The 24,975-nt window shown below is 67.7% G+C and carries 25 protein-coding genes; 11 read left to right on the top strand and 14 right to left on the bottom strand.

The genetic code is table 11. The features are described 5' to 3' along the window. Positions 1-80: 80 nt before the first annotated feature. Positions 81-350, top strand: coding sequence for a hypothetical protein (locus tag GXW83_RS08245; RefSeq protein ID WP_182442411.1), 270 nt, complete (start codon positions 81-83; stop codon positions 348-350). A 162-nt stretch (positions 351-512) separates the two neighbouring features. On the opposite strand, the gene GXW83_RS08240 is transcribed toward GXW83_RS08245, so the two are convergent. Genes GXW83_RS08240 through GXW83_RS08230 form a run of 3 tightly spaced genes read right to left on the bottom strand, consistent with a single transcriptional unit; the run spans position 513 to position 1,836 of the window. Continuing rightward, positions 513-878 (bottom strand): hypothetical protein, encoded by a 366-nt coding sequence (locus tag GXW83_RS08240; RefSeq protein ID WP_182442409.1) that lies wholly within the window; start codon positions 876-878, stop codon positions 513-515. Continuing rightward, positions 875-1,489 carry a hypothetical protein gene (locus GXW83_RS08235; RefSeq protein WP_182442406.1) on the bottom strand — a complete coding sequence of 205 codons (615 nt, stop codon included), beginning with the start codon at positions 1,487-1,489 and terminating at the stop codon, positions 875-877. Before GXW83_RS08235 ends, GXW83_RS08240 begins: the two co-directional genes overlap by 4 nt. Continuing rightward, entirely contained in the window at positions 1,486-1,836 is a 351-nt protein-coding gene (locus GXW83_RS08230; RefSeq protein ID WP_182442404.1) for a hypothetical protein, read from the bottom strand. The genes GXW83_RS08235 and GXW83_RS08230 overlap by 4 nt, the downstream gene beginning before the upstream one ends. A gap of 116 nt (positions 1,837-1,952) precedes the next feature. On the opposite strand from GXW83_RS08230, the gene GXW83_RS33895 reads away from it, so the two are divergent. Beyond that, a complete protein-coding gene (locus GXW83_RS33895; RefSeq protein ID WP_225446838.1) occupies positions 1,953-2,690 on the top strand; it encodes a hypothetical protein in 738 nt (245 codons plus the stop codon). 70 nt (positions 2,691-2,760) lie between these two features. Here the strand turns inward: GXW83_RS33895 and GXW83_RS08220 are convergent, their stop codons facing one another. The 5 genes from GXW83_RS08220 to GXW83_RS08200 are packed head-to-tail and all read right to left on the bottom strand — an operon-like array spanning position 2,761 to position 8,062. Continuing rightward, positions 2,761-3,156: a hypothetical protein gene (locus tag GXW83_RS08220; protein ID WP_182442388.1), complete on the bottom strand. Its 396-nt coding sequence runs from the start codon at positions 3,154-3,156 to the stop codon at positions 2,761-2,763. Positions 3,157-3,189: 33 nt separating this feature from the next. Continuing rightward, entirely contained in the window at positions 3,190-3,663 is a 474-nt protein-coding gene (locus GXW83_RS08215) for a hypothetical protein (RefSeq protein WP_182442386.1), read from the bottom strand. Between the two features lie 12 nt (positions 3,664-3,675). Continuing rightward, positions 3,676-4,269 (bottom strand): DUF6262 family protein, encoded by a 594-nt coding sequence (locus GXW83_RS08210; RefSeq protein ID WP_225446837.1) that lies wholly within the window; start codon positions 4,267-4,269, stop codon positions 3,676-3,678. After that, positions 4,266-6,881 (bottom strand): site-specific integrase, encoded by a 2,616-nt coding sequence (locus GXW83_RS08205; RefSeq protein ID WP_182442381.1) that lies wholly within the window; start codon positions 6,879-6,881, stop codon positions 4,266-4,268. The genes GXW83_RS08210 and GXW83_RS08205 overlap by 4 nt, the downstream gene beginning before the upstream one ends. Then, positions 6,878-8,062, bottom strand: coding sequence for a tyrosine-type recombinase/integrase (locus GXW83_RS08200; protein ID WP_182442379.1), 1,185 nt, complete (start codon positions 8,060-8,062; stop codon positions 6,878-6,880). Before GXW83_RS08200 ends, GXW83_RS08205 begins: the two co-directional genes overlap by 4 nt. Positions 8,063-8,218: 156 nt before the next feature. On the opposite strand from GXW83_RS08200, the gene GXW83_RS08195 reads away from it, so the two are divergent. Beyond that, positions 8,219-8,902 carry a DUF5655 domain-containing protein gene (locus tag GXW83_RS08195; protein WP_182442377.1) on the top strand — a complete coding sequence of 228 codons (684 nt, stop codon included), beginning with the start codon at positions 8,219-8,221 and terminating at the stop codon, positions 8,900-8,902. A 99-nt stretch (positions 8,903-9,001) separates the two neighbouring features. On the opposite strand, the gene GXW83_RS08190 is transcribed toward GXW83_RS08195, so the two are convergent. Beyond that, on the bottom strand, positions 9,002-9,754 hold the full coding sequence (locus tag GXW83_RS08190) for a site-specific DNA-methyltransferase (RefSeq protein WP_182442373.1): 753 nt from the start codon (positions 9,752-9,754) through the stop codon (positions 9,002-9,004). A gap of 212 nt (positions 9,755-9,966) precedes the next feature. Between GXW83_RS08190 and GXW83_RS08185 the strand changes: the two genes are divergently transcribed. The 3 genes from GXW83_RS08185 to GXW83_RS08175 all read left to right on the top strand — a co-directional run bounded on the left by GXW83_RS08185 (position 9,967) and on the right by GXW83_RS08175 (position 12,144). Continuing rightward, on the top strand, positions 9,967-10,443 hold the full coding sequence (locus tag GXW83_RS08185) for a hypothetical protein (RefSeq protein ID WP_182442371.1): 477 nt from the start codon (positions 9,967-9,969) through the stop codon (positions 10,441-10,443). A gap of 169 nt (positions 10,444-10,612) precedes the next feature. Then, positions 10,613-11,266: an HAD family hydrolase gene (locus GXW83_RS08180; RefSeq protein ID WP_182442369.1), complete on the top strand. Its 654-nt coding sequence runs from the start codon at positions 10,613-10,615 to the stop codon at positions 11,264-11,266. Positions 11,267-11,421: 155 nt separating this feature from the next. Next, a complete protein-coding gene (locus GXW83_RS08175) occupies positions 11,422-12,144 on the top strand; it encodes a DUF1932 domain-containing protein (RefSeq protein WP_370466597.1) in 723 nt (240 codons plus the stop codon). On the opposite strand, the gene GXW83_RS08170 is transcribed toward GXW83_RS08175, so the two are convergent. Further along, positions 12,104-12,670, bottom strand: a complete 567-nt coding sequence (locus tag GXW83_RS08170) for a guanylate kinase (protein ID WP_182442365.1) — start codon at positions 12,668-12,670, stop codon at positions 12,104-12,106. The genes GXW83_RS08175 and GXW83_RS08170 overlap by 41 nt on opposite strands. Further along, the gene (locus tag GXW83_RS08165) at positions 12,667-13,707 is read right to left on the bottom strand and encodes an AAA family ATPase (protein ID WP_182442363.1); all 1,041 of its coding nucleotides are present in this window, start codon (positions 13,705-13,707) and stop codon (positions 12,667-12,669) included. The genes GXW83_RS08170 and GXW83_RS08165 overlap by 4 nt, the downstream gene beginning before the upstream one ends. A gap of 465 nt (positions 13,708-14,172) precedes the next feature. Between GXW83_RS08165 and GXW83_RS08160 the strand changes: the two genes are divergently transcribed. From GXW83_RS08160 to GXW83_RS08150, 3 genes are all read left to right on the top strand, one after another. Next, a complete protein-coding gene (locus GXW83_RS08160) occupies positions 14,173-15,549 on the top strand; it encodes a hypothetical protein (RefSeq protein WP_182442361.1) in 1,377 nt (458 codons plus the stop codon). Positions 15,550-15,642: 93 nt separating this feature from the next. After that, positions 15,643-16,338 carry a trans-aconitate 2-methyltransferase gene (locus GXW83_RS08155; RefSeq protein ID WP_182442360.1) on the top strand — a complete coding sequence of 232 codons (696 nt, stop codon included), beginning with the start codon at positions 15,643-15,645 and terminating at the stop codon, positions 16,336-16,338. Further along, positions 16,335-17,273: a glycosyltransferase gene (locus GXW83_RS08150; RefSeq protein ID WP_182442357.1), complete on the top strand. Its 939-nt coding sequence runs from the start codon at positions 16,335-16,337 to the stop codon at positions 17,271-17,273. The genes GXW83_RS08155 and GXW83_RS08150 overlap by 4 nt, the downstream gene beginning before the upstream one ends. A 208-nt stretch (positions 17,274-17,481) precedes the next feature. Here GXW83_RS08150 and GXW83_RS08145 read toward each other — a convergent pair whose 3' ends face one another. Further along, positions 17,482-20,118 carry a valine--tRNA ligase gene (locus GXW83_RS08145; RefSeq protein ID WP_182442355.1) on the bottom strand — a complete coding sequence of 879 codons (2,637 nt, stop codon included), beginning with the start codon at positions 20,116-20,118 and terminating at the stop codon, positions 17,482-17,484. Positions 20,119-20,363: 245 nt separating this feature from the next. Between GXW83_RS08145 and GXW83_RS08140 the strand changes: the two genes are divergently transcribed. Continuing rightward, positions 20,364-21,323, top strand: a complete 960-nt coding sequence (locus GXW83_RS08140) for an aminoglycoside phosphotransferase family protein (protein ID WP_225446836.1) — start codon at positions 20,364-20,366, stop codon at positions 21,321-21,323. Positions 21,324-21,386: 63 nt separating this feature from the next. On the opposite strand, the gene GXW83_RS08135 is transcribed toward GXW83_RS08140, so the two are convergent. Then, positions 21,387-21,842, bottom strand: coding sequence for an ATP-binding protein (locus GXW83_RS08135; protein WP_182442345.1), 456 nt, complete (start codon positions 21,840-21,842; stop codon positions 21,387-21,389). Between the two features lie 196 nt (positions 21,843-22,038). On the opposite strand from GXW83_RS08135, the gene GXW83_RS08130 reads away from it, so the two are divergent. Next, positions 22,039-23,871, top strand: coding sequence for a prolyl oligopeptidase family serine peptidase (locus tag GXW83_RS08130; RefSeq protein WP_182442343.1), 1,833 nt, complete (start codon positions 22,039-22,041; stop codon positions 23,869-23,871). A gap of 26 nt (positions 23,872-23,897) precedes the next feature. On the opposite strand, the gene GXW83_RS08125 is transcribed toward GXW83_RS08130, so the two are convergent. After that, entirely contained in the window at positions 23,898-24,950 is a 1,053-nt protein-coding gene (locus GXW83_RS08125) for a hypothetical protein (protein WP_225447609.1), read from the bottom strand. Between the last annotated feature and the right edge of the window lie 25 nt (positions 24,951-24,975).

Genomic DNA, 24,975 nt, shown 5'->3' with positions numbered 1-24,975 from the left:
CGGCAGCGATGAAAAGCAGCCGGAATATCTTCCTCCCATTCTCGATTGGTTTCCGTGAATGATCGTGGGAGGGGGAGACGGTGACAGACCTGAGAGTGTTCAGCCGTGGTGCCGATGGACGCGAGGTGGAGTTGCTCGGGTCGACGGTGCGGCGGGAGCGGGACCTGCAGCGTCGGGTCGAGGCTGGGCTGGAGGAGATGCTGGGCATACGGCTCGTGGCGTCGGAGTACACGACGGGGCGGTGGCACCGGGGCCGGGTGGACACGCTGGGTCTGGACGAGAACAACACGCCGGTGGTCCTCCACTTTACCGACCGCAGGAGCTCGGATACCGGCTCTGAACTGCGATGATCCATAGACTACATGTCCGTCACGGTGACGGATGCACTTCTCTGTAGCTCGTCTGAGTGGTGTCGCGGTAGAGCCCGGCGGCGGTGGAGTCGCGGTGTGACAAACGCAACGTAGTCAGCATGGAGAAGGCGGCTTTTTCGGCAAGCGCACTCGCCGACGCCGTCAACGAGCGGAGATGTCAGGCTTTTCGGGTGCGGTGCGGAGGACGCCTGTGCATGCCAGCAGGGTGGTCGCCGTAGCGTCGAGGAACAGCATGAAGACCCAGGTCTGGTCGGTTGTGTCGATGCGGCCGATCCGGATGAGGGCGTCTTCAGCGCCTTTCAGGGTGTCGACTGCTTCGCTGAGGGCGAGCGTCTTCTGGCCGCGCCTGAGGGTGTGGTGAAGTCGCGCCTTGTAGGTGCCGGCAAGCTCGGCTGCGGGGACCAGGCCGTCCCAGATGATGAAGTCGCCCTCTGCCAGGGCGGCTCGGGCCATGGCATGGACTGTCGTGTCGCCGCTGAGCATCACGATCAGTTCATCGCGGGTCATGTGCGTTTCCCGTCGTGGGGTTCCGTCTCGGTTCCCGGTCGGGTCCAGAGTGTGAGGTCACTGCTGGTGGCGACTGCGAGGGTTCGTCCGGAGGGAGAGAAGCCTGCGGCTCGGAGCGTCGAGTAGTCGGAGTGGAAGATGTGCCACCACTTCTCTGCGTGCGGTCCGTTGTGAGGCATGCCGCCGTCTGCGGAGAGCAGGACGCGGTCGTTGGGCCACTCCGGGCTGATCACTTCCAGCGTCCAGCCGTCAGCGGTGGTGCTGTGCAACCCGCCTCCGAAGAGCCCGGCGATGGGTACTCGGGTTCCGGCGATCGGCCCCAGCGCTGGGCAGGAGAGGTCAGGAACCGCGTCCGGGGTACTCGTGTCGGGGTCGGGATCGCGGTCTCGGGCGATCTTCTCGCCGGTGGTGGCGTCGAAGAGCCCGTGACTGTCGAAGGAGACCACCATGACCAGGTCATGCCCGGTGTCGGGTGCCAGTGCGAAGCCGATGCCGAGCAGGCCGCCGACCGGGGTGCGCCGGTCCAGGACCGGGCGCCAGGGAGCTGGCGGTGCGATCACCGGGGCTGCGAGGAACCGTTCGCGAAGCTGCTGCTGGTAGTCCGAGATCATGGTGTCTCCTCGTGCTTTGTCGATGATCCGGTTGAGGCGAGTCGAAGTCGAGCGGCGGCCCAGATCCGCTCGAAGACGTCTTCGGGGACTTCTGCAGAGCCGTCGGCATCTTCCCAGCCGGTGAGGTCGCCTTCCGCAAGGACGCCGTACTGCCTCTCGTAGGCGGCCATCGCAGCGGCATCGCCATGGTCTCTGCACTGCAAGACCTCGCCGAGCGCGGCTGCGGTGACCGGAGTGCGTTTGGGCCCCTGCAGATCCACTTGCCGGCTAGCCCACTGCTCATCGTCGAGCTCGAAATAGGACCAGGTGGCGCTCTCACCGTCATACGTTCGGATCCATCGCGTCATGGCCCTATCATCGCTGACCTCGGCAACCAGATTTTGGACTGGGGGATAGTTCGCAGCCGGTCAGCTTGCCGGGCATCCCGTGGACGGCCTCCCCGGTCGGGGTGCATGATCCGGTCATGCCGACAGAAGAAGAGCTCGAGTCCATGGAGGCGCGGATCGCGGCTGCATCCACGGGAGCGTGGGTTCCCGTGCTGAAGACTCGTGGTGCGACCGGCGGGGCGAGCTGCATCCAGATCGCCCCAGCCACTGCCGTGGAGGACGATGAGATCTATCTCAGCCGGTTCACCAATGGAGAACAGGTCCAGGTCAGTCCGGACCGGCAACTGGATGCCGATCTCGATTTCATCGCTTCCGCGCGACAGGACATGCCCCGCCTGATCGCTGAGGTGAGGCGACTGCGCGTACTGCTGCGGGGGGAAAGCGACCGGCGGCATGCCGCTTTCGTGGCGCTCCGCGAGCTCGGGCGAAGCCCGGACTACCGTGACCGGGCAGACGCCGGTCGTGGCCTCGCGGCCTTCGCCGACATGCAGGAGGTCTTCGGGCCACTGCTGGAGCTCGTGCTCGACCCCGGCGACACCTTCGTCACCCGGGTGACTGCGGAAGCCGTGCTCCGGAGAAGGGACGGGATCGGGCTGAGGATCGTCGCCTCCGCGCTGGCGGTCGCGGACTGGAGTCACAGCGAGTGGATCCACACGGCGGTCCGCGATGTGTTCGGCATCTTCTCCCAAGAGCGGGACAGCGCGATGCAGTTGTGCGAGGAGATACTGCAGGGCCCCGATGAACGCGTTGCCCTGGGGGCCCGTCAGCTCCATGAAGCCCTGGCCGAGATCGACCCCGTTCTTCGCCCCGCGTAGCTCCGCAGTGCGGGACAGGCTTTGGCAAGGCGCTCCAGAGCTGGGGCGAACCAGCGGCACTGCGGTCTCGTCAGCGGCGCATCAGGGAGAGTGCCTTGTGGACGGCGTCGAACAGCGTCCAGCCGTCGAGCTCCTCGGCGTTGAGCCCTCCCGGGTTCCGGCCGCGCCGGACGGCTTCGTCGAGCAGAGCCCTGACGGTGCCGGGCTCGTGAAGGTTCAGGGTTCTGCCGTCGCGGGTTCCGACGGTCCCGGACGGCTGCGGATAGCCGTCCGGGACGAGCCGGTCAGGGCCGTGTGAGAACTGGATTCGCAGGCCGCCGCGACCCTCCAGCGAGCGGATGGACAGCGTTTCGCGGCAGTCCTCGCGGGTGCCGTCGGCGAGCGCGCAGTGAGTGTGCCGCAGCGACCACAGGTAGGTCCTGCCGTCGATCGTAAGGCGGCGTGTCCTCTTTCCGCTGCGAGTCATCCGCAGATCGTAGCGGTGGCCGAGGGTCGGGCTTCAGGGTCGACTGGGGCCGTCGTAGTAGCCCGGACGCGCCAGCAGGACGGAGTTGGAGAAACAGCCCTGTTCGTCCTCCGGGTCATCGTCTCCCTGGAACGGGCGCCAGAAGCTGAGCAGTAGGTCCGGCGCGATGAACGATGCAGCATCGTCCTCCGCGGCAACGATCGTAGTGATCTCGGCCATGCGGCTCACGACGTCCCGGGCCGGCAGTCCGAACACGTCGATGCCGCGGAAGAGAACGACGTCGGACGGCTGCGAGGGGCGGCCGAGTTCGACCGCTTCCAGGAGGTCGCGGGTGCATTCGATGCTGATCATCAGGCCGCTCGGCCGGAAGATGTGCTGCCCCACCCGGTCGGATGCGGAGATCTCTGCGGGCTCCCGAAGCGATTCCAACGCGTGGTTCGCGGCCTGGCGCGTCATGCCGATCTGCAGGGGACCGACACCTGCGGGTGGAGCGAGCTCGAAGTGCATGCGCGCATCGTGTCACGGAGCCTCCGGCTTGCCCGCAGGGGCCGCGATCTGGGCTTCGAGGTCGGCGACGCGGCGGTCCTGGAACCGGAGGTTGGAGCGCGCGGCCTTCAGCCGCTCGTCGAAGGCCCGGTTGTCGGCGGTGAGCTGGCGGACGCGTTGCTTGAGGGTGGTGTTCTCGGTGGTGATCCGCTGGATGGCCTCCTGGGTCCAGTCGGCTTCCAGGTCGCGGACTTGTCCAAGGAGTTCGCCGATGCGGGTGCGCTGGGTGAGGATCTCGGCGTGGGCGGCCTTGAGGGCGTCCTCGGCGTTCAGGGCCCGCTCGCGCCAAGTCGCCTCGCGTGCCTCGTCCTGGCCGGTGACCATCTGGGTCCGGCGTTCGCCGGCTTCGGCCATCGCGGTGGCGACGGCGGCTCTGGCGTCGGGGTGGTCGTAGAGGAAGGTGCGGGAGACGTTCGCGCGGCGGGCGACGGCTGCGACGCTGACCTGGGTCTTCTCGCGGCGGAGCCGGGTGACGGCGTCGCGGACTCGCCCGAGGGCAGCCTCAGTGGTGCGGTGGCGGGCGGCCAGGGCGGCGGCCGTGCGCGGGTCGGGGACGGTGGTGGTCACGCGCATCGCTCCTGTTCGTCGGCGGCGTCGTCGGCCCGGTCTTGCTCGTCGCCGGCGGCCTGGGCGAGGTCGGCGGCGCGGAAGGCGGTGGACCACACGCGGTGGAAGTAGTCCTGGGGTTTGCGCAGGTCCAGGGCGAGGGCGTCGTCGAGGAGGCCGAGGCCGGCCAGGGCGCTTTCCAGGCCGTCGATGGCGCGGGCGGTGGGTTCGAAGTACTGGTGGAGGTAGTCGGCGGTGGCGTCGTCGGGGGCGCCCTCGGCCAGGAGCCGCCACTGTTCGCGCTTGCGACGCCAGTAGAGGAGGTCCGCCCCGGACAGGACGAACTTGTCGCAGTTGTGGCAGTCCAGGTTCCAGGGGCAGGCTCCACCCTCGACGACGGGCTGGAAGGTGCAGAAGCCGCCCTCGGCCGGAGTGCTGCGGCGCGACAGGTCGATCGCCAGTGCCTGGGCCTGCTCGCGGGTGAGCGGCGAAGCGTCCCCGGCCAGAAGTTCGCCGGGGTTGGCGGTGCCGGGGCCGGCGACCCAGACGCGCTGGAGGACGTCGTCGAGGTCGGACTGGGTCAGGTGGACGTAATGCTCCGCCATTCGATCACTGACTTGTCCCATATATCGGCGGATGTGGGTCAGGCTGGCCCCGGCCCGTAGCAGCCGGGTTGCCAGCGTGTGCCGGGCTTGGTGGGCGACGTAGTGGCCGCCCAGGTCGAGGTCAGTGATCCAGTTGCGCAGGCCGGTATGGAACCAGGTGTAGGACAGGGCGCGACGGCCGTCGGGGTTGAGCATGTCGGTGGGGAACAGGGCCAGGTGGACGCGCTCGGCGGGGGTGGGGGCGCGGCCGGAGTGGCGGTCGGCGAAGTGGGTCAGGGTCTTGCGGCGGCGTTCCTCAAGGCGGTCCATGAGGCGGTCGGGGATGCGGATGGCCGCGTTGAGGTTGCCGACCTTGGTCTGGTCGTGCCAGAGAACGGGCAGTCCGCCGTAGCGGCCGATGCAGTCCAAGTGGAGCTGGATGATCTCGTTGGCGCGTCTGCCGGTGATGATGATGGCCTCCCACATATCCCGCAGGCCGCGGTCGTGCGGGTCGTGGTCTTCGGCGAGTTGCCGCAGGTTGCTCTCGTCCGCGAGAGCGCGGGCGACCTCGTCAGGGAAGGGGTTGCGGCTGCGTGTCGTGCCCGGGCCGCCGACCGGCATGGCGGTGATGAAGGCGCGGTTCAAGCCGATCCGCTCGGCGCTGCCGTTTTCCAGCGCGCCGCGCAGCACGGACCGGCCGTAGTTGAGTACCAGCCGGCGCATGTTCTCGGTGACCTTGGACTTCTTGCCGTCGAGGCGGGCTTGGCCGCGGAAGGCAAGGCCGAGGCGTTCGCGGTTGCGCAGGTCCGCGACGAAGCGGTGGGCGTGTTCTTCGTGCAGTGCTCGGGGATCGTGGCCGCCGTCCGGTGCCTCGGCTTCCAGGAACGCGCTCAGCTCGGCGCTCGCGCGGCGTTGATAGTCCACCGGCTGGGCGCTGCGCGGGCAGGAGGGCGAGCGCAGCACGTCGGCGATGTGGTCCCACAGCAGGTCGCGTAGCCACCGCTGGGAGACGCAGGTCAGGTCGACGTAGCTGGAGCGGTGGGGGAAGCGCACTCCGAAGTGCTCGGTCTCGATGTAGCCGGCATCGCGGGTGTCGGAGGTGCTGAAGTAGACCTTCCGCAGGGCTTCCTGCATCTCCTGGACCATGCGCTGGTGGTAGCCGCGGTGGAAGTCGGAGGGGTCTAGGCCGGCCAGGGATGCCACGTCGCGACGCTGGCACTCGTCCGCGAGCGACTGCACCCACGTCAAGTTCCACACGGCGGTGGGCTGCAGGCGGTGGGCATACATCCCCCATTGGAACTCGGCCTGCAGCAGGGGCCGCAGGCCGCGTAGGTAGATCCGCCCGGTGCGGTGCACCGGCAACTGCGTGCGGCACCAGGAGCGGAAGGTGATCTGGTCGTCGAAGGAGATGGGGACGGGTCGGTCCTGCCGTTCGAAGGTGGCGAAGTAGTTCTTGGGCAGCCGGGCTCCGCCCGGACGCCCGGCCCGGATGTAGCCGCGCTCGTGCGCGCCGCACAACCCCAGCGGTGAGGAGGCCAGTTCGTCGCACACCTCCGTGCGGCATTCGCCGTAGCCCGGGCAGGGCTGCTGGTCGGCCAGCCACCGCTCGAACTCCCCGTCTTCCTCGCTGGCGCCGGGGTGCCGCTTCAGGTGGCCCAGCCACCGGTTGCGGTGGCGGAAGCACAGCACCAGGTGCAGGCTGAAGGCCGGTCTCTGCGGGCAGATCCGGCACTTCATCTCCTCCGGGACGTCGGACGCCGCCAGTGGCTCGGCCCTGCGCAGGAACTGGGCCCGGCTCGTCCCGCCGGTCTCTGCCTCCTGCCACTGGCCGGCGTGCACCGAGCACATCGCGTAGCGCTGCCAGCGCGGCCGTGCGCAGTCGGGGACCGTGCAACTCCACGGATAGACCGAGTGGGTCGGCGGGATCTTCAGCACCCCACCACGCAGTACCGGGTCGAACTCGGGCCCGTTGATCAGCACGGTGAGCACCTCCAGCCGGTCCCGTTGCGTGCGGGCATCCTGCCGAGGAAGGAGGGAGGGCGCGGTCACTGGGCCCCACCCCAGACCGTGCGAAGGGCGGCGTCGAAGGCCTGATCGTGGATGTCGACGTGCCCGTAGACCTCGTCGACCATCGCGGCCGAGGCCCAGCCTCCGGCGTCCCGGGCGATCAGCAGGTTGCCTCCGGCCGCGTCGAGTACCGCGGAGGTGAAGTTATGCCGGAAGGCATGGGGTTTCACGATGCCGAGCCCGGCGCGCTTCCCGGCGCGGCCGAGCATCCGTCGGGCCCCGACCGGTGCCCATGGCTGCCCTGAGTTCTTGCCGTGGAGCTGGACCAGGAGCATGCCGTGCCCGGCGGTTTCGCGCGGATACTCGCTGCCGGTGAGGTAATCGAAATAGGTGTGCACCATCGCCGGGCTGACTCGCTTGATCAGTCCGCCGGTCACTGTGCCGCCGTCGATGCGCCAGGGGAGCTTGGTCTTTGCCTCGGCGCGGTTCGGGTTGCCGGGGCGGTGGCAGACGTGGACGTGCGGGGCGCGGCACTCTCCGCAGGCTGCGTTCTCCCGTAGGTGCAGGTCCACCAGGTGCAGCCCGCAGAGCTCGCCGATCCGCAGGCCGCCGTCGGCCAGCCAGGTCACCACCAGCCGGTCGCGGGCGGCGTTCACCACCGCCAGGAGCTTGTCCCGCGCCCCGTCGGGGAGCATCTTCGGGTGCCGACGGCGCAGCCGCGTCGGCGCGAGCGGGTTGGTGGGCAGGGAGTTCTTCACGTGCCCCAGGAACGCGCGGCGCCGGTCCGCGCGCGTGGGCAGCCGCGAGGTGTCGAGCTTCTTGCCGAGTTCCCCGTTCACGCCCAAGGACGACTGGTGCAGGTAGAAGCCCTTCAGGCAGGCCGCCGCGGTCGACAGCGCCGAGCGGCCGTAGGGGCGCTTGCCGGTTCGCCACGGCTCGCCGAGCGGCATGAGGACCTCCGCGCCGACGATGCCCATGTGGCGCTCAAGGTCTCGCAGCACGACCTTCTCGAAGGCCAGGCACTCGCGCTCTAGCCACCGCAGGTGGTCCACCAGGTAGTACGCGTAGGTCCTCTGCGTCCCTGACCCGTCGTGCACGCGCAGGAACCGGTCCGCCTCCGCGTGAAGACTGCCCTCGGGCCACACGATCGTCCACGACCGCCGCCCGTCCTTCCGCTCGATCTGCTGAACCCTCAGGTCCCCGACCACCACTCGCCCTGCCACTCGTCCTCCGTACCGACTCCGGAACATGACGGGCGCTCCGGACACGGTCGGTAAACGAGCCCGCGACGCCCAAGTCACAGACCCAGACGGACATCACGGGCAGCACTACCTGCGGTCGGTAAGATCGAGTTCAAGCGCGGGGTGGATGCCGGGGTGGTGACGCAGGCCATTTTCTACGTGGCCTGGCTGAAGTCGGCGCGGCTGGAGTTCGAGGCGCTGGTGCGTGAGCGGCTCGGCGAGAAGGCCGCAGCGGCGGTTGACTGGCGCCGGCCTCGGGCGGTGTGCGTCGCGGCCGGCTTCTCCAACCATGACCGGGTCATGGTCCAGGAGCGTCGCGAGCCGGTGGACCTGGTGCGCTACCGGGTGTTCGACGACGGCGGGGAGGGGCTGCTGGCGCTGCACCTGGTGGACTCCGTTTCGTGGGTCTCGGCGGCGGACGAGGTCGAGCAGCCCGTGTCTGAGGGGATCGCCGAGGTTGCGGCCGAGGTAGAGGTAGGTGTCCCGGGGGTGGTGGCGGTGCCAGAGTGCCTGCGGGACCTGTACGGAGAGGTGGACGAGTCACTGTGTGCGTGGGGTGAGGTGGAAGTGGTGCCGCTGCGGCACTACATCGCCTACCGGCGGATGCGGAACCTGGGCTCAGTGGTGTTCCGGCCCTCGCTGGGGCAGGTGCTGGTGACCCTGCGGCTGGACCCGGACACGGTGGAGCTGGAGGAGGGGTTCACCCGGGACCTGCGCGGGATCGGTCACCTGGGTACGGGAGACCTGGAGGTGAAGGTCTCCACGGCGGAGGACGTGGAGCGGGCGGCGCCGCTGTTTCGGCGGGCGTTCGAGGCGGCCTGACTCGGGGTCGAGGGCGGTTGGTGCGGCGAGAGAGTTCCGCCGCACCAACCGCCCTCGTGCGTCTGCGGCCTGCCGGCGGTGCGGTGGCGGGGGTCGCGGTCATGCGTCGGCCTCGGGGCCGGCGAGGACGTAGGCGTCGCGGCGCAGTTCCTTGCGCAGGCGGTCCTCGGCGATGTCGGCGTAGTGGGTGGAGAGTTCGACGCCGACGAAGTTCCGGCCCTCGCGCAGGGCGGCGACGCCCGTGGAGCCGGAGCCGGTGAAGGGGTCCAGGACGGTGCCGCCCTCGGGGCAGATCTGGACGAGCTGCTGCATGACCTCGACGGGCTTCTGGGTGATGTGGACGCGGTCCTTGCGGGGCTGTGAGGCGATGAAGTGGCCGGGGAGGTAGAGGTCGCGGTCCTTGTCGAGGGTGCCCTTGACGCCCCAGACGATCAGTTCGGCGCTCTGCTTGAAGCCGCCCTTGCGGGGGCGGCTGGCGGGCTTGATCCAGGGGATGGTGCCCGACCAGGTCCAGCCGGCCATCTGGAGGGCGTCGGAGGTGGTGGGCTCCTGGCGCCAGTCGGTGAAGACCATCGCCACGGTGTGCTCGACCGCGGCCCGGTAGGACTCGGTGAGCAGGGCGGTCAGCCAGGCGCGGTAGGAGCGCTGGTCGCGGTTCTCGCCGGGGAAGTTCTGGAGGTCGTGGGTGGCGTCCCCGCTGGTGTACTTCGCGCGGGCGGTGCGGGCGGTGCGCTCGCTGCTGGTGCGCCCGCCGGAGTTGTACGGCGGGTCGGTGATGACGGCGTGGATGCTCTCGTCGGGCATGGTCTTGAGCACGGTGAGGGCGTCGCCTCGGTGCAGGGTGTAGCTCATGGCGGGGCCTCGAATCAGGGCACGGGGAAGGAGAGCCCGGACACCGGCGGACCGCCGGAAAAGGGCTGTCCAGGTGCGGGGTTGGCTGGACATTAGCCGCGATCTCCGGCCGCACCTAACGAGCTTCCGCCGCGCCCCGGGGCCGAATCCGGGGTCGTTTGGTGCGGCCGATCGGGCGCGCACCCAAGCACCGGGGGGTGGAACCGGATGCCATGGCGGCCATGGACGCTGATATGCAGCGCCTTCTCGATAAAATGCTGCCGCACCCGGCCTATATCTCTGATGTCGCCTGGAATGTCGTTGCGTACAACAACCCGAGCAGGGTGATGTACCCGTGGGTGTACAGCGGCAACATCATGAGGTGGTCGTTCCTGATCCCCGAGGCTCGCGAGCAACTGGTCGACTGGAAGGAGTCCTGGGCCGTTCCCTTCCTTGCACAGATCAGGACTGCAGAGGCCCAGAACCCTGACAATGCTCAGCTGAAGGAGCTTGTGCAGGACATCATGGAGGGCTGTCCCGAAGCACGGGAACTCTGGGACCGGCACGACTACTACGTGCACCCCGATGGCGATGTCAGGTCTATGCGCATGCCGCACGGCGGCGACGATCCAGTGTCATGCCGCATCATGGCGCTAGCTCCTCTGCGCAACATCAACCTCCGTTTTATCGTCAGTTTCCACGGCGTCTGACCTGAGTCGCGGGGAACTGCACAGCCGCCGTCGACAGCCGACGCCACGTGCCCGCGCGCCTCGCCCTGCATGCCAGCCGTCCCCGCGGTCACGCCGCAGGGCGGTCGGCTGAGGTCCGCTCGTCATCTCGTGCCGCCCAAAGAGTCGTCTGGCGGATAGGGTCGGGCCCATGAAGAGACTCGCGTTCTTCGACCTGGACGACACGTTGGTCGACCGTCAAAGCGGGTTCCGCGAGTGCGTGCACAGCTTCGCCGCAGACCTCGACCTGGGCGACGAGGTGGAGCAGTGGCTGCTGGAAACTATGCGCGAGCGAGCCTGCCTCCGCGACTTCGAGCAGTTCGACAGGCTGTTCGGCGTTCGGGTTCCCATCGACGAGTTGTGGGCGCGGTACTGCGAGGGAATGGCGGCGGCGGTATCTTGCGCCCCCGAGGTCCTGGCAGGTCTAGGGGCGCTTCGCGACTCGGGTTGGCGGGTAGCCGTGGTGACGAACGGACCGGGTGACATCCAGCGCGCGAAGCTGAGTCGGACTGGCATTGGCGAGCGCGTGGACGTACTTTGCATCTCCGAGGAGGTGGGCCTTCGAAAGCCGGACCCCGGGATCTTCGCCCGTGCCGCAGAGCTGTGCGGGGTAGAGCTGTCACGGGACGGCTGGATGGTGGGCGACAACCCAGTGAACGACATTGGCGGCGCCCGCGCCGTCGGGCTGCGCACCATCTGGATATCCCACACTCCGAGCGGGGAAACCGCCGCCGACCACGTGGTTCCTGACGCCCGGGGCGCGCTGGACATCCTCCTCAGCCTGCCAACGGCGGGTGGACGATGACGGGTCGATCGGAGGTCGTAGGGCTACTGCACCCAGGGGCCATGGGAGCCGCTATCGGCGCGCAGCTGCGTGCAGTCGGCACGAGGGTGCTTTGGTGCCCAGTGGGCCGAAGCACCATTACCTCTGCCCGGGCGGCTGAGGCCGGGCTGGAACCGGTGGCGACGGTCGGCAGTCTCCTGGAGGCCAGTGACGTCGTGCTGAGCGTGTGCCCACCCGCTGCGGCCGAGGACCTTGCCGGGCAGGTTTCGGAACACGGATTCGAGGGCGTGTTCGTGGAGGCTAACGCGATCTCCCCGGAGCGGACGCGGCGGATCGCGACCCGCTTGCCGAGGGCACTGGTCCTGGACGGTGCGGTGGTGGGCTCGCCGCCGCGCGGTGGGAAGCGCCCGTGTCTCTACCTCGCCGGCGACGTGGTCGCCGCCGCACTGGTGGAGGGACTGTTCACGGAGACGGATGTCCGCACCCGGGTCCTGGGCGAGAAGTTGGGGGCCGCGTCGGCGCTCAAGCTCTCCTACAGCGCCTACCAGAAGGCGTCGCGGGTCTTGGCTGCGATCGCCTACGCAGCGGCCGTGGACCACGGTGCCGGAGAGGAGTTGCTGGAGATCGCCGCACAGCGCTCGGGAGGCTATCTTCAACAGATCGACTACATCCCCAAGACGGCTGCACGTGCCTGGCGCTGGGGTCCCGAGATGCTGGAGGCCGCCGATATGCTGGAGGCCAGCCGTCTGCCGGGCGACATGCTTCGGTCAGCGGCCAGCGCCCTGAACCGCTGGGACACCGCCAAGGACGACGAACTGTCCGTCTCCGACGCCCTGGAACTTCTACGGCAGCATGCCGTCAGTGAGCGGTCGACCTCGCCTGAAAGTCCGGCACCTTGAGAATCCAGCGTGCAGACTCCTCCGGTTCCTGGAGATGGGTGGCCAGTTGGACATGCCAGTGCGTGTCCGGGTGTTCCGCCAGGTCCGCCGCAGTCGCGTCCCACGCGTCCAGACGGGCTTCCGTGTCGGCGTCGCCGCGGTCGATCGATCGCTGCCGGGTAACGTCCCGGGGGCAGTCGAGTCGTACCAACAGCCAACGGGCCGGGTACCGTTCGACCAATGCCTCCACACCGATGATCTGCCCCAGGTGTACCACCGGTACCGCACCCTGCTCGATGATCGCGTCCAGCCCGGGCCGATCAACAACGTAGGTGTTGCCATAGCGCTCGTTGCGGTACAGCACGTCACCATCGGCCTCCAGAGCCCGCAACTGTTCGGGGGTGCCGAGACGGTAGCCCTGAGTGCGCCCGCCGCCGATCTTGAGGCGGGTGAAGGGCCGAATGCGCCCGTCGAGACGCTGGAGCGCTGCAGTGACCGTGTCTTTGCCGGAGGCCGGGGGCCCGTACAGGACGATGCCGTGGTTCATGAGAAGACCGTTCCGAAGACTTGCCGAGCCTGGTCGGTGAGGGAGATGGCTGCCCCGAGGCGGTTGTCGACCACGAGGTGTGGCACGGTGGGGCGCAGTTCGGTGTCGATGCCGCCCGCGTAGTCATCCCAGTGCTGAAGCTTCCAGGAATCACGGGCGGCCGAGCGGAAGCCGATGTACTCATGCATGGTGTCGATGTCGCACTGGATCCAGATCGGAGACACCGAGACGCCCCGGGCCTCGCATCGGTGGACCAGGCGCTGCATCCAGCGGGCGTCGGTGAGTTCGGCGATGAACGGCGCAGCGAGGACGGTGCTGATGGAGCAGTCGACGTTGGAGTAGGCGGCCTCAAGCAGGCACTGATATTCCAGGGGCCGCACCTGTTCGCGGTACAGCGCCGTGTGCCGATCATTCGGATCTGCGCCGAGGGCGGTGAGCAGGCGCTCCACCAGAGGTCGGGTGAGAGGGTCCTTGTCGAGCACGGGCCAGCCTGTGAGCTGAGAGATGAACCGGGCGAACTCGGACTTCCCACTCCCGGCGTGGCCACCGACCAGGACGAGAGTCGGCCGGTTCGGATCCCCGCCGGTGTGGCGTCGTTTCCAGGCGTCCAGGATGCGCTGATGCAGGAGCCTCGCGTCGGCGGCGTCGCTGCCGGGCGCGATCTGAGACAGTGCCCGCTCCACCGCCAGGACGTTCACGTCCTGCGGCACTTCGGCAGACGGGGTGAGCACCATGCGGGCCTTCTCGCCAGGCAGCCCCAGACGGAATCCGAGTTCTGGCTCCGTCGCCCTGTAGAGCAGGCAGTACGCGCGACGGTAGTGGGGGCCCGGGTAGATCTCACCCTGCTCGTGCTGCCACAAGGTTTGGAAGTTCGCGGCAGGCACCGTCAGTCCGGCTGCCCGGACCACGTCGCGCAGTCTCTCGCCGGCCCCTTCCAGCGTCAGCCCGTGCGCCTCGCGCTGCTCTCGTAACCTCTCCGGTCGCCATCCGGCGCGGAGCTTGCCCACGTCGACCACCGCCTGTCCTGCCGTCGTCATGATCAGAATCCTAAGTCTGCCCGTCATGAACGCCTGTGTAAGCGGATGTTGAAAACTTATAGGGCCCGTCGGTGAACAGGTTCACGAATCCGACGTGATACGGCAGGCCGGACGTGACCGCTGTCATGTACCCATGCATTGGAGCGAAAGCCACACGTCAACGAAGCCCGCTCCGCCGGGTACTGGACCGGCACGCGTACTGCCCCCGCCGGCGCTTGGCACGGTGCCACTGGGCTTATCGAGGTATCGAGTTGGCGCTGCCGCTGCGACGGATGCACGCCGCTCGATCCGCCACATACGGACAAGGACTTTGTCCGCATGCATCGGCCTTCGAGTACTCCTCTCGCGGGAGCACACCCTCCTACGATCGGGATCCGCCAGGACAGGAACGGCTGCAGCGAATCGGTCCGGTGTGCGATGAACCCCATGTCCCGGAAGTCCACTCTCATGCAAGGAGAACGGCCCATGCTGTCTGTTCGTCACCTCATAGTTGTCGGATTCGACGAGATCGTTGCCCGGAAGTACCTGCCCTGCATCGAAGCTGCTGTCAGGGCGGGCCACCTCGACTCGTACTCGATCGTCGACCTCGAGTCGGCGCGGGCTGAGGTCGACGAACGCATCGCCTCCGTCAGCTTCAAGCCTCGCGAGGTGGTCTACCTCCCGGGCTCATCACCGCTGCGGCCCAGCCTGGTTCAGCCCGAAGTGGTCACGGATGCCTTGAACGGAATCCGCGCCCGGAGCGGACCGCTGATGGTCTACATAGCGACCGAGGTACAAGCCCACGAGGTATACCTGCGCTACTGCGTGGAGAACGACGTCGACTCGCTCGTCGAGAAGCCCGTGCTGGCGCCGATGGCGAACGGACGCTTCGCCCCCTCCCACATCAGCAAGATCATGGAGGACCTGGTCGGCGCGTCCTACGGCAGCCCAGCCAGGCATTCCGTGATGAGCCTGGGCAGGTATCACCCCATCTACAACGAGAAGGCCGTCGACGCGCTGCGCGAGCGCATGGCTCGGTGGAAGGCACCACTCACCTCCTTCCACCTCCGTGCGGCCGGCGGCGTGTGGAACCTGCAGCACGAGTACGAGACGCGCGACGATCACCCGTACAAGTACGGCTACGGGATGATGATGCACGGCGCCTACCACTACGTCGATCTCGCCGTTCAATTCCTCTCCCTGAACTCGCTGGTGTTCCCCGACCGTCGGTTCCGGCTGGAGGTCAGCTCGTTCGGCGCGTTCCCGGTCGACCAGCACGCGAGGATCCCGGTGCCCAGCGCCAGGGAGTTCGATGACGACTCGCCGCGGTGGGCAGTCAGTGCATCGGAGGACCAGCGGTTCGGCGAGACCGACATCACGTCAACCTTCCGGCTCGTGGACGCCGATTCCGCCCGGACGCTGACACTCGGCACGCTGTCCTTCGAGCAGACCACCCCTTCGGTCCGGAACTGGAAGGACTTGCCCCCGGACCTCTACAACAAGAACGGCCGCACGTCAAGCGTGGAGATCGAGGCCCAGCTGTCCACTCTCTTCTCCACTCATGTGCACTGCTTCGACGTGCCCCAGGATGCGAACCCCGACAAGGTCGACGCATTCGCCCGGATCACGTCCCGCGCCAACGCCTCTCTGCTGCCCAGCGAGCGTTACGTGTCCACCGAGACCTTCAACGGCGTCTTCCACAGCGACAGTAACCGGCGCCTGATGAAGAACTGGCTGCGGGGAACCGAGACCAGGAGCCTGCTAACCGATCACGTCATGCCGATGAAGCTGACGGAGGCCCTGGCCCGATCCCTCCGAAACCCTGGCTGGCCTGTGAGCATCGACTTCCTCCCGCAGGCATAACGGCCCTGCGCGGCAGCGCAACTCCGAAGCGTTCTCCATCGCCACCGGCCAGAGACCGCACATACCCGCAAAATCAACCCTGGGATGGTTCATGTGACGATCATTCGTTCCCGCGACTCTGTCCGCGCCTTCTACACCGAAGCCATCGAGGGCAGCAAGGACACAGTCGAGCACCTGCAGGCTCCGGTCTCCGAGGCATTCCGGAGCGTCCTCGCCTCCGCTGGGCGGGACACTCCGCGCTCGGCGGTCGACCTCGGCTACGGAGCCGGCGCTCACACCATCGCCCTGGCGCAGTCGGGCTTCGACGTTCTGGCAGTCGACCAGGTCCCTTGCGCCGGGCTCTGGGGCCGCCTACGCAGCCTGGGCCGCACTGCCGGACGCGTAGACGTCAGGGAGGGGCTGGTCGAGCACTTCGCGTTCGACCAGGAGTTCGGCCTCCTGGTCGCCAAGGACGTCCTGCACTACCTCGCCAAGCCGCAGGTCGCGGATCTGCTGAACCGAGCCGTCGCCGCGTCCTGCTCTCGCAACATCCACTACCTGGAGGTGTTCACCGATATACGACGCACCAACCGCACCGGTGAACCCGTGGAGATCGAAGGGGAGGCCGACTACTCAATCGATGCGCTCCGGCGGTTACTGCAGGAGGTCTACGAGGACTGGGATCTCTCAGTGTCCCTCGAAGACCACACCGAGCAGGACAGCCTGACCGGGCGCAACTGCTTCGAGGCCACGCGGGCCGTCGCTGTCGCTGTACGGAAGGTATCCGAACCGGAAGGACCCACACGATGACACCAGCCGTCGAACCTTCCGTGCCCGAGGGGATCAGCTTCGTCGTTCCCTGCTTCAATTCCGGTGGCTACCTGCGCGACGCCGTGCTGTCGCTACTGGCACAACCCCTGAACTGCCCGAGCGAAATTCTGGTCGTGGACGACGGATCCGACGACGCGGACACGCTCCGCGCGATCACGGCATCCCGCGCCATGCCCGGAGTGCGGGTGTTGCGGTCACTGAGGCGCCGCGGGCACCACAGTGCCCGGAACACCGGCATCGAGGCCGCACGGTACGCGTTCATCATGCAACTCGACGCCGACGACCGTCTGGCGACCGATCGGGAACTACTCGCAAGCGGCTCGTACCCGGACAGAGCCATCGATCTCCTCCGCGCCGATGAGGATCTGGCGTTCGTGCACACGATGTCGTGGATGATCGACGGCTTCAACGGCTACACCATCTCCTCCTACCCCTGCCGGGAGGACCTGGTACTGGGCAAGCACCACGTTCCGACATCGATCGTCTGCCGCCGTCAGGATGCGGTAGCCGGGGGCCTGTACGACCCGCGGGTGCTGAAGTGGGGCGACTGGGGGTTTGCGGTCAACATCCTCGGCGGCAGGTTCCGGCGCGGCTTGGGCAACGGCATCGCCTGCGTGCCGGGGCCGTTCCACCACTACCGGATGCACGCATCCAGCCACCGCGTCTCCAGGGCCGAGGCGTCCGAGCTCGCCATGACCACCCTCGTTGTGGAGCAGAATCTCGACCTATTCCAAGATCGCCTCTGCACCAACGACACCGCCCAGGACATCGCTCACAAGGTACTGGCACGGAAACCGTCCCGACTCGAAGACCTACTGCGCATGGCCAAGTTCGACCTGGAGCAGGCCCTCGAAGTCGCCCGCCAGCGGCAGTTCGGACTCCCGAGCCCGTATGAACACCTTGGTATCCCGTAGGCGATGCCTGGGGCTGGGGAGAGGAGCCGCACTCGGCAGACAGAGTTCGTTCGCAGGTGCCGCGCCTGATCCAGCGCGCAGACACGCAGGTACCGGCGAGGCGGCCACAGCTGTGGCCGCCTCGCTTCGCGCGGGATCGCTGCACCCGTACCAATGATCGAGGTGGGGTCCGTGATCGGCCACGGACCCCACCGGCATCCGCCACCGACTACGCAGGCGGGAGGTTGTCCAGTTGTCCCTGCAGACGCGTGATGTCCTGCTCGGCCTTGGACAGACGTCCTCGGATCTTGTCCACAACCGCGTCGGGGGCTTTGGCGAGGAACGCCTCGTTACTGAGCTTCGCCAGGGCCTGGCGCTTCTCGCTCTCCGCAGCCGTGAGGTCCTTGGTCAGGCGTCGGCGCTCTGCATCGAGGTCGATGACACCGGACAGGTCCAGGGCCACAGTGGCGCCCGCGACCGGAAGCGTGGCGGTGGCGCTGAACGTATCGCCGGTCGGCAGCAGACGCAGCAACTGTCGGATCGCGGCCTCATGCGGAGCCAGAGCGGTGCCGGCCAGGTCGAGCCGCGCGGGGACCTTCTGGGCCGGCTGGAGGCCCTGGTCGGCACGGAACCTGCGGACCTCCGTGATCACCTGCTGCAGGGCAGCGATCTCCCGCTCGGCGGCCAGGTCGCGGAATCCGCTGTCGATCGGCCAGTCCGCGATGACGACGGACTCCCTGCCCGTCAGGGTGGTCCACAGGGTCTCGGTGACGAACGGCATGATCGGGTGCAGCAGGCGCAGAGTCACGTCCAGGACCTCGCCCAGGACCCGGCCGGAGACCGCGGCCTGCTCGCCGCCCGCGAAGAAGGCGGTCTTGGAGAGTTCCACGTACCAGTCGAAGACCTCGTCCCAGGCGAAGTGGTACAGGCCGTCGGAGAGCTTCGCGAACTGGTAGTCGTCGTAGAAGGCGTCGGTCTCGGCGAGGACCGTGTTCAGCCGGGACAGGATCCAGCGGTCCGTTGCGGACAGCTGGTCGGGGGACGGCAGGTCGCCCTCGGTCGTCGCGCCGTTCATCAGCGCGAACCGGGTCGCGTTCCAGATCTTGTTGGCGAAGTTGCGGGACGCCTGGACCCAGTCCTCGCCGATCGGGACGTCGGTGCCGGGATTGGCGCCCTTGGAAAGGGTGAAGCGCACCGCGTCCGAGCCGTACTTGTCCATCCAGTCCAGCGGATTGACGGTGTTGCCGAACGACTTCGACATCTTCTTGCCGTGCTCGTCGCGGACCATTCCGTGCAGGACGATCTCACGGAACGGCGGCTGCCCGTCCATGGCGTACAGGCCGAACATCATCATCCGGGCGATCCAGAAGAACAGCAGGTCGTAGCCTGTGACCAGGACGGAGTTCGGGTAGAACCGGCTGAGGTCCTCGGTCGTCTCGGGCCAGCCCATGGTGGAGAACGGCCACAGTCCGGAGGAGAACCACGTGTCGAGCACGTCGGTGTCCTGGGCCCAGCCCTCTCCGGTGGGCGGCTCCTCGCCGGGGCCCACGCAGACGGTCTCTCCCTGCGGCCCGTACCAGACCGGGATCCGGTGTCCCCACCAGAGCTGGCGCGAGATGCACCAGTCGTGCAGGTTGTCGACCCAGTCGAAGTAGCGCTTCTCCATGTCCTGCGGGTGGATGCTGACGCTTCCGTCGCGCACCGCGTCGCCGGCGGCCTTGGCCAGCGGCTCCACCTTGACCCACCACTGCATGGACAGTCGCGGCTCCAATGTGGTCTTGCAGCGCGAGCAATGGCCGACGGAGTGCACGTAGGGGCGCTTCTCCGCGACGATGCGGCCGTCGGCGCGCAGCGCGGCCACGATCGCGGAGCGGGCCTCGAACCGGTCCAGGCCCTCGAAGGGGCCGTGGGCGGTGATGACGCCGCGCTCGTCCAGGACCGAGAGCATCGGCAGGTCGTGGCGCTGGCCGATCGCGAAGTCGTTGGGGTCGTGGGCCGGGGTGACCTTCACTGCCCCGGTGCCGAACTGCGGGTCGACATGCTCGTCGGCGACGACGGGGATGCTGCGGTCGGTGAGCGGGAGCTTGATCTGCTTGCCGATGAGTCCGGCGTAGCGCTCGTCGTCAGGGTGGACGGCGACGGCGGTGTCACCGAGCAGGGTCTCGGCGCGGGTGGTGGCCACGACCACGGACTCTTCGCCCTCGCCGTAGCGGATGGAGACGAGTTCTCCGTCGTCCTCCTGGTAGTCCACCTCGATGTCGGAGATCGCCGTCAGGCAGCGCGGACACCAGTTGATGATCCGCTCGGCCCGGTAGATGAGCTCGTCGTCGTAGAGCTTCTTGAAGATGGTCTGGACGGCGGCGGACAGTCCCTCGTCCATGGTGAAACGGTCCCGGTTCCAGGCCACACCGTCACCCAGGCGCCGCATCTGGCCGGCGATCTGGCCGCCGGACTCCGCCTTCCACTTCCACACGCGCTCGACGAAGGCCTCCCGGCCCAGGTCGTGGCGCGACTTCCCCTCCTTCGCCAGCTCCCGCTCGACGACGTTCTGGGTGGCGATGCCGGCGTGGTCCATGCCGGGCTGCCACAGGGTCTCGAAGCCCTGCATGCGCTTGCGGCGGGTCAGCGCGTCGATCAACGTGTGCTCGAAGGCGTGGCCCAGGTGCAGGGAACCCGTGACGTTCGGCGGAGGGATGACGACGACGTACGGGGGCTTCTCGCTCCCCGCGTCGGCCTCGAAGTAGCCGCGTTCTACCCAACCCTCATAGAGCTTCCCCTCTACCTCGGCCGGCGCGTACTGGGTGGGCAGGTCAATGCCGCCTCGGTCCGGGCCGGAGGCGGGGGGCTTCTGAGTGTTGTCGGTCACGACGGCCATTCTACGGCGCTCCCCACCCATCCCTGCGCGCGCCGTGATCTTGACGTTGCTCCGTGTGTTCGGCCCGCGCGGAGGCGTGGCCAGCACGCACACGGGGCAATCGGCACGAGTGCTGAGCAGGGACAGCATGCGCACAGGCCGAATTGGCGCACAGCACGCGACCACCAGAACGCACATCCGACTAGAAGACATTCCCCCGTGAAACGGGGAATCAAGAAAAAAGGCCACGAATCGCCATGGCACCACAGCACCTCGAACAACACCAGTCCAACTGGATCTCAACACCGCCAACGGAGCAACGCCACAGCGCAGACCCGGGGGACGTTCTCCCCGCTGATCTGGCCTCCCTGGCGGCTACGCACGGTCGGCACATCGTGCGGGTGCGCAACTTCTCCTGGCCGCGAGTCGGTTCCACTGTCTACCGCGTGACCAGTGCCGACGGCACCTCGTTCTACGCCAAGCGGCATCACACCGCACTGCTTCACCAGCGCGAAGTCCATGCCTATCAGCAATGGACACCGGCGCTGGAAACCGGCCATGCCCCATTCCTCCTGGCCGCTGACGAGCAGACGCGATGTGTCCTGCTGAGCGAACTGCCGGGGCGTCCGCTGGGCGCTGACCACCTGGAGCCCGTTCTTGCCCGGACCGTCTACCTTCGCGCGGGGACGTTGTTGCGCAGCTTCCACGAAGCTGAGCCCGCCCGTCATGGGCCACCCACCGTCACCGGCACCGCCCTGGCCGCAGAACGACTCGCCGGTATCTCTGGAATGCTCAGCCGTTCGGACGAGGATCTGGTCCTGGGCCTAGCGGCCGACCTGGACACTGTATTGCCAGAGCTGCCCCAGGTACCCACCCACGGGGACCTCTGGCAGCACCAGTTCGTCCTCTCGCCTGCGGGGGCTTCGCTTGGCCTGCTCGACTTCGAACGTAGCGCCTGGCGACCTGCTGTTCGGGACTTCATCCGTATCGAGTACGGAGGCGGCATGTGGGACGGCCACCCCGAACTCCGTGCGGCCTTCCTGGATGGCTACGGACGCACACTCACTCTCGCCGAGGTGACAGCCGAACCCGGATTCGCCGTGCTCACAGCCCTGTTCAACCTCAGCTGGGGCAACGCCTCCGGCAATCACGTTGTGCTCAAACGGGGTTGGCGGACCTTGGAGCGGCTTCGAGGAGCCAGAGTTAAGGGCCGCTAGCCGGTGACTGCCCTCTCTAGGAGACGACGACTGATCCGCCGAGCCTGGGAGCGCCCAGTTGGCTCACGGTAGGGAGAGCATCACCCAGACCACTTTTCCGGTAGCAACCGGATGCCATCCCCATGCCTGCGACAACTCCGCGACGAGGAGCAGGCCGCGACCGCCCTCATCCAGTTCCAGCGGGTCAGGACACTTCAGGCGGGGCACGCCGGAGGACTGGTCAAACACGCTGATCAGCAGGCCCGATGCGACCAGGTGGACGAGCAACCCGAGCGATACCGAGACCGGGGAGGCATTGACAGCGTTGGCAATCAGTTCGGTGAGCACCAAATCGGCATCCGCAAGCGTGTCCTGTGGCACGCAACCAGCGAACCGCTCCCGCAGCAGGCTGCGTGCGCTCGGTGCGGCGCTCAGGCCGACCGTGAGCTCACACCGAAAGCTCGGGGAGTCCAGGAACTGTTTGGATACAGAGGCCTGAGTGATCGCCTCCCTCGAGCCCGTCGTTGTGTCCTGTGACATCAACCCTGCTCCTCTCGCCCACTCTCCGCCACAATCAGCGAACGCACGGACACATGGACGGCCCGGCTGTCTCCAGGTTGGATTCGGCTGCTCATATTCAGCCAGCGGCTGTCTGCGGACAACATCGTTGTCCGCACGTCACCACTCGCGCGGTACGGTCGGAGCCGGGACGCTCTTCTCAGGAGGCAGGGACCTGATGACTGACCTGCAGCAGGGCCCGCTGGATGCGGCATGGGTCGCGGACAAGCGGATCTCGGTTGACGAACTCGGCTCGGCAGAAGGCGCATTGTGGTGGCTTCAGAGCGATTCGGCCCATGCGGGAGTCACGCGCCTCATGCGCTGGACCTCCGCTACCGGTGCCCGCGCGGCGACTCCGCTGTCGCTGCCTGTGGGCGGCTGGCTGCACGCCTACGGCGGCGGGAACCACGCAGTGGACGCAGAGGGAATCTGGGTTGTCGGAGCCGAGGACAGCAAGATCCACCATCTTGATCAGGTGTCCAGCCACACCCGCGTTCCCGCAGCCGAAGACGACTACCTTTACGGCGACCTGCATGCCGTCGACGGTCGGCTGCTGGCCGTGCGCGGGAAGGACGACGGCGACGAGATCATCGAGATCAACCCGCACGACCGCAGCGTTCGCACCCTGGTCCGTTCCCCAGGCTCTCTCGCTGCCCCCCGCCTGCACGGCCGCGCTCTGGCCTATCTGGAGTGGGACGTCGACAGCATGCCCTGGGACATCAGTCGACTGCTTCTCACCGAGTACCACCACGACGGCGAACTCGGCCCCGGCAAAGTCCTCGCCGGAGGCCCAAGCGAGTCCGTCGTCGAACCCGCGTGGGGACCGGACGGGACACTCCACTTCCTTTCCGACCGAACAGGTTGGTGGAACCTCTACCGCTGGAACGGCGAACAACCGACCGCCCTCGCGCCGATGCCCCAGGATTGCGCATCCGCACCGTGGGAGGGCGGGTACCAGTCCTACGCCTTTCTGCCCAGTGGACGGATGGCGATGACGATCCACCACGGCCTGCGCAGTGAGGTCGTCGTTGTGGAACGCGACGGCCGAATCACCCGGCCCTGGCCTGACCTCACCTCAGTCAAGCCCTATCTGGCCACCCTCGGACAGCAGCTGGCCGTGATCGCCAGCACGCCCGTGATCGCGCCCGCAGTGCTGCTGGCCGACCCTGTCGCGGGCCCCGAGCCCATTCGACTCTCAAGCAACCCGAGCCGCCCGAGTCCTCCGGTCTGCCCGCCCCAGCTCCAGACCCTAGAACGCGGCGGGCAACAGATCCACTACCTGCTCCACATGCCCCAAGCAGTCCACGCACCCCGATTGCCGCAGCAACCGAAGGCGCCCGGACCCGTACCGGTTCCACTACTGGTGCGTGCCCATCCAGGGCCGACCGATGACGTCCCGCAGCGCCTTGACTGGACTGTGCAGTTCTTCACCAGCCGGGGCTTCGCTGTCGCCGACGTGGCCTACCGCGGTAGCACCGGACTGGGCCGCGCATTCCGCCAGGCACTCCACGGCCACTGGGGCAGCTATGACGTCCAGGACTGCGCCGACGTCGCCGACTATCTCGTCGCCAACGCCACCGCCCGGGCCGGTGCGGTCTTCCTCACCGGTGCCAGCGCCGGCGGCTACACCGCACTACAGGCCGCGTGCAGGGCCGAGTCGCCGTTCACTGCCGTCACCGCCACCTCCGCGATCATCGACCCCGCCCGCTGGGCCACCACAGCACCGCGCTTCCAGCGCCCCCACGCCACGATCCTTGCCGGACCCGCCGGGGCAGTCCGCGCCGAGGAGATCCGCCTGCCCGTCCTGCTCATCCACGGCACCGCCGACGCGATCGCCCCCGTCCAGGAAGCCCGCGACCTCGCCGCAGCCCTGCACGAGCGTGATGCCAGCCACCAGGCCCTCTTCCTCGACGGCGTCGGCCACTACTTGTCCGCACCGGAAAGCCTCCGCCGCGCCCTGGAGGCCGAAGCGGACTTCTACTCCCGCTTCACTGACGCACGCATGACATGACCAGCGGGCATGGGTCACGAGACGCGTCAGCCCGGAACACTCGCGATCGCGGCTGGAAGAATCTCGCGCACATACGCATCCAACTCGATGACAGGAGGAAGATCGGCATAGGAAGCGAGTTCGCCCATGAACTGGGCAACGCGCTGCACGCACCGTCCGGAGGAAGTACGAGCCGCGTAGCCGACAGCCTCCCGCGCAACCGCGCAGGCTTGCTCCACCTCACCCGAGCGCAGCCACGTCGAAGCCAACAGTGCCGCGTCAATGGCCAGTCGTCGGACATGTGAGGCACCCACACCATCTAGTGCATCCGCCACCTCCACCCGCGCGGCCGGTGCCCGACCTAGATCATGCAGGCAGTGGGCGATCTCGTCCGCCAGATACGCCCGGGTGAAATACCCGATCCACGCAGGCTCATCCTGGGGAACCGCTGAGTCCAGCAACTCCTCGGCCCGGACCAGCAAGCGCGTCGTCGCGATCTCCTCTCCCATACGGGCCTGAGCCCGCGCCTCCACAGCGAGGATCGCCGCCCGCGTCCCCGGGCTCGCGGCCGTTCCCGCGCCGTCCCCGGCTGCTCGCGCCCACCTCAGGGCGATGTCCGGGTGCTCGCAGTGCAAAGCCAGATGACCAAGGTTCACGGCCACGAGATACGCGCCGTAGCACCGGTCGCCGGATTGGGCCGACATGTTCAATGCTCGCTGGTAGTAGTCCTGGGCTCCACCAGGCCGCCCGGCGTCCACCGCTTGGTAGCCCGCTAATTCCAAGAACTCCGCCGCTACCAGGCCCCGCGACCGAGCGACGAGATCGCTGGCGGCCGGCCGAGCAAGCAACTGGGCGAGTTCATCGTCGACATAGGCAGCCAGATGACCCGCGAACCGGCCGGCCCCGTGAGCGTGATCGAGTTGCCGGAACATACCCAACGTGTCCTGGGCCACCGCGAGATCCTGCTCTGTCACCCACAACAAGCCCTCGCCAGCCCTCGCCGGCCCGGCACCTAGATCGGAGCCGGACGCGGAGGCAGCCCATATGTCGATCAGCGTCTCGGACGCCTCGGGGATGAACCGCACCGGGCGAGGGGCCACCGCACGATTGTTCCTCGTCCTCGTA

This window comes from Streptacidiphilus sp. PB12-B1b, from assembly GCF_014084125.1.
In the GTDB taxonomy this organism is placed as follows: Bacteria; Actinomycetota; Actinomycetes; order Streptomycetales; family Streptomycetaceae; genus Streptacidiphilus.
Note: the sequence above shows the minus strand (reverse complement) of the source record. Positions and strands in the feature narration are given on the sequence as shown.

Coding starts and splice junctions, on each gene's coding strand:
- GXW83_RS08130 (WP_182442343.1), top strand. CDS start 22,039: ATGACTGACCTGCAGCAGGGCCCGCTGGATGCGGCATGGGTCGCGGAC.
- GXW83_RS08135 (WP_182442345.1), bottom strand. CDS start 21,842: ATGTCACAGGACACAACGACGGGCTCGAGGGAGGCGATCACTCAGGCC.
- GXW83_RS08240 (WP_182442409.1), bottom strand. CDS start 878: ATGACCCGCGATGAACTGATCGTGATGCTCAGCGGCGACACGACAGTC.
- GXW83_RS08150 (WP_182442357.1), top strand. CDS start 16,335: ATGACACCAGCCGTCGAACCTTCCGTGCCCGAGGGGATCAGCTTCGTC.
- GXW83_RS08140 (WP_225446836.1), top strand. CDS start 20,364: ATGGCACCACAGCACCTCGAACAACACCAGTCCAACTGGATCTCAACA.
- GXW83_RS08170 (WP_182442365.1), bottom strand. CDS start 12,670: ATGAACCACGGCATCGTCCTGTACGGGCCCCCGGCCTCCGGCAAAGAC.
- GXW83_RS08235 (WP_182442406.1), bottom strand. CDS start 1,489: ATGATCTCGGACTACCAGCAGCAGCTTCGCGAACGGTTCCTCGCAGCC.
- GXW83_RS08165 (WP_182442363.1), bottom strand. CDS start 13,707: ATGACGACGGCAGGACAGGCGGTGGTCGACGTGGGCAAGCTCCGCGCC.
- GXW83_RS08180 (WP_182442369.1), top strand. CDS start 10,613: ATGAAGAGACTCGCGTTCTTCGACCTGGACGACACGTTGGTCGACCGT.
- GXW83_RS08190 (WP_182442373.1), bottom strand. CDS start 9,754: ATGAGCTACACCCTGCACCGAGGCGACGCCCTCACCGTGCTCAAGACC.
- GXW83_RS08215 (WP_182442386.1), bottom strand. CDS start 3,663: ATGCACTTCGAGCTCGCTCCACCCGCAGGTGTCGGTCCCCTGCAGATC.
- GXW83_RS08230 (WP_182442404.1), bottom strand. CDS start 1,836: ATGACGCGATGGATCCGAACGTATGACGGTGAGAGCGCCACCTGGTCC.
- GXW83_RS08160 (WP_182442361.1), top strand. CDS start 14,173: ATGCTGTCTGTTCGTCACCTCATAGTTGTCGGATTCGACGAGATCGTT.
- GXW83_RS33895 (WP_225446838.1), top strand. CDS start 1,953: ATGCCGACAGAAGAAGAGCTCGAGTCCATGGAGGCGCGGATCGCGGCT.
- GXW83_RS08185 (WP_182442371.1), top strand. CDS start 9,967: ATGGCGGCCATGGACGCTGATATGCAGCGCCTTCTCGATAAAATGCTG.
- GXW83_RS08220 (WP_182442388.1), bottom strand. CDS start 3,156: ATGACTCGCAGCGGAAAGAGGACACGCCGCCTTACGATCGACGGCAGG.